General features: G+C 37.0%; 4 protein-coding genes. 2 read left to right on the top strand and 2 right to left on the bottom strand.

Annotated features, from left to right (window positions below):
- Positions 1 to 191: hypothetical protein (locus AC06OU_RS13280; protein ID WP_475856369.1), on the top strand; the 191-nt coding region annotated here is incomplete at its 5' end.
- Between the two features lie 145 nt (positions 192 to 336).
- Here AC06OU_RS13280 and AC06OU_RS13275 read toward each other — a convergent pair.
- Positions 337 to 1,359 (bottom strand): DUF2804 domain-containing protein, encoded by a 1,023-nt coding sequence (locus AC06OU_RS13275; protein WP_475856368.1) that lies wholly within the window; start codon positions 1,357 to 1,359, stop codon positions 337 to 339.
- A 193-nt stretch (positions 1,360 to 1,552) separates the two neighbouring features.
- Between AC06OU_RS13275 and AC06OU_RS13270 the strand changes: the two genes are divergently transcribed.
- Entirely contained in the window at positions 1,553 to 2,041 is a 489-nt protein-coding gene (locus AC06OU_RS13270; protein ID WP_475856366.1) for an amidase domain-containing protein, read from the top strand.
- 76 nt (positions 2,042 to 2,117) lie between these two features.
- On the opposite strand, the gene AC06OU_RS13265 is transcribed toward AC06OU_RS13270, so the two are convergent.
- The coding region (locus AC06OU_RS13265) for a DegV family protein (RefSeq protein WP_475856364.1) at positions 2,118 to 2,771 on the bottom strand (654 nt) is incomplete at its 5' end.

Genomic DNA, 2,771 nt, shown 5'->3' with positions numbered 1-2,771 from the left:
CAGAATACAAACTTGAAAATGGTGTTCTAGCATTTTATGAAGAGGGGGAAACTTCCCAATCTTTATGGTGGGAAACAGAAGACGGGTTTCTTGCTCGATATATTTACTTTATTAATGGGAATACAACTGAATTAGGAGAGTACAAATTAGAGATTGATGAATTAATTAAACTAGCAAACGAAGTTCAATAAATCACTATAAAAACGCTTAGATATTTCCAAGCGTTTTTTTTGTTATTATTTAAATGTTATTACGATGGATAGCTCGAGTTTTCTCTACATTAGCAAACTACTTAAAATAAAGTGGTCAGCTTTTATGATTTGAAAGAAAAGATTTTCACCATTTAGCCTTGTGCTCTTCAATGCATCCTAACATCTGCTGGATAGTTAGAGTTGTTCCGTCTTCTAAATGAATCTTGCCATTATAATAGCCCATCATTTGATTTACTTCCGAGGAAACCAATTTAACATCTGTCTTCGCTACTCGATGGAAGAAGGGGGTAAAGGTGAGATCAACGTCTTTAGAAAACTTAGTTTTAATTTTCCAAGGGACCATGAAATCAGTATCTTGATACTGAAACACTAAATCCTCATGAATCTTTGACAAATGACCGTCTACAATAACAGCATTTTCTGTCATCCCAGTGCCATCTGTCCATTTACCTCCAAAGTTGAGGCCAATTTTTCTTGCCCCTACACGTTGAGATGCAAAGCCCCAGTTCCAAATTGCCTCGCGAGGCCAAACGCCTCTTCCATAGTCGAGTACTGCAAAGTTATCTTCGCCTTGAAAGGAATAAGAGGAACTCCCCATCTTCACAAAGCCTTTAGCAGGAAGGAGGTGATGCTTCGCAGTAAATTGGAATTGAGTTCGATTCCATGGAATAACCACATTTAAAGAATCCTCATCTGGTGGATGAGAAATAACCAAGTCAGCATGCAAAACTTCTCCATCAAAATCTGGAACTGTTACTGTCATATGAGTTTCGTTTTGAAGATATAAGAGCTGAATGGACATTTCCTCAGACTGTAATCGAACGCTTTCCAGTACATTAGTTGGCATTTTCACCTTTGTACCTAAAGGAATAGTTACCGTTCTTTCGACAAAGCGTTGCGTCTCATAATTTAGGAAATAAACAAAACAGACAGCAGCATAATCTAAATGACTAATAGTTACTGAAAATAGGACTTCATCTCCAAAGATGCACCAATAATTCCATTTTTTCTTTCGCATATAGTGACCTTTAAGGTTGCTTTCAATTATAGGTCTTCTAGCGAATCCAATTGCCTTCGGATTTAAATTTCCCTTATCATCGCAGAGCAAAGTCGGCACTAAGATTTCCTTTTCTGCATGTTGTCGCATCAGCCAACTTCCTTTCCAAAAAAATAGAATAAAAGATAAAAGATAAAAGATAAAAGATAAAAGATAAAAGATAAAAGATAAAAGATAAAAGATAAAAGATAAAAGATAAAAGATAAAAGATTGTTCAGTTAACTTCATACTAGCATATATTCTTCTTAAATACATATAAACAAGATAGGAGGAGGTGGTAAAAATGGCAAAATATAATAGAAACGCTGCCATTCAATATGCGGATCAATGGTGGAACAGTTATAATCCTAATTTCCCTATATTTGATGTGGATTGTACAAATTATATATCACAATGCTTATTGGCAGGTGGGGCACCTATGAGAGGGCAGCCAAATAGGGAAAAGGGGTGGTGGTCAAGTAATAATTCATGGAGCTTGAGTTGGACGACACCCCATTCGTTGCGGTGGTATTTAGCTGGATCTACAATTGGATTGCAGGCAACACAGGTTAATTCCGCAAGCCAGCTAACACTAGGAGATTTAATCTTTTATGATTTCCAAGGGGATGGAAGGTGGGATCATTCTACGATTGTTACAAGGGTTGAAGACGGGGTGCCGTACGTAAATGCTCATACAAACAACAGTAGAAATAGATATTGGGAATATCAGGATTCCTATGCGTACACCCCTAATACGAAGTATGTATTCTTTCATGTTAAGGATGATTTTTAAGTAAATTACGCATATCAGAACAATAAAAGCTCCCGAACCTACTCGGGAGCATTGATATTTAAAATGTTTTTCTTACTTAAGGCAAATACCACAGGACAGCAATTGTATCCTCACCTGCATGTACTGCAAGAGAAGTACTTATCTCACCTATGGTTACATCTAGGTTCGGACAAGATAGCAAAATAGTTTCTTTTAAGCTTTCCGCTTGCCCAAGAGCGTTGGCATGCATAATATAAACAGTCTCGATACCATCATTTTCAACAGAGTCTACAACTTTATCCACTAAATATTGAATTGCTCTTTTATGGGAGCGAACCTTATTTAGCTCCTGTAGCTGTCCCGTATTATTTATTTGAATAACTGGTTTTATTTTTAAGAGACTTCCTAAGTAAAATTGGGCACTACTTAAACGTCCACCTTTATATAGCTGAGTAAGATTACCGATTAAGATGTAGTTTTTAAACTTGGTAGCCTCTGATTTTAGGTGTTCTACTATTTCGGTATAGGGCAGTCCCTCATGCTGTAGTTTTATACCCTTTTCTACTAAACCGGTAATTCCAGCAGATAGGGATAAGGAGTCTATACAATCTACATGCACTTGAGCAATTTGTGCTCCAGCAACAGACGATGAAAGAGTACCGCTTAAACTATTTGATACATGTATGGCGATGATGGATTCGTACTCTTTACTTAACTTCGAGTAAAGCTGAGCAAACTCACCTGCTGATGG

It is taken from the genome of Psychrobacillus sp., assembly GCF_056205495.1.
This window is presented reverse-complemented; position numbering and strand designations above follow the sequence as displayed.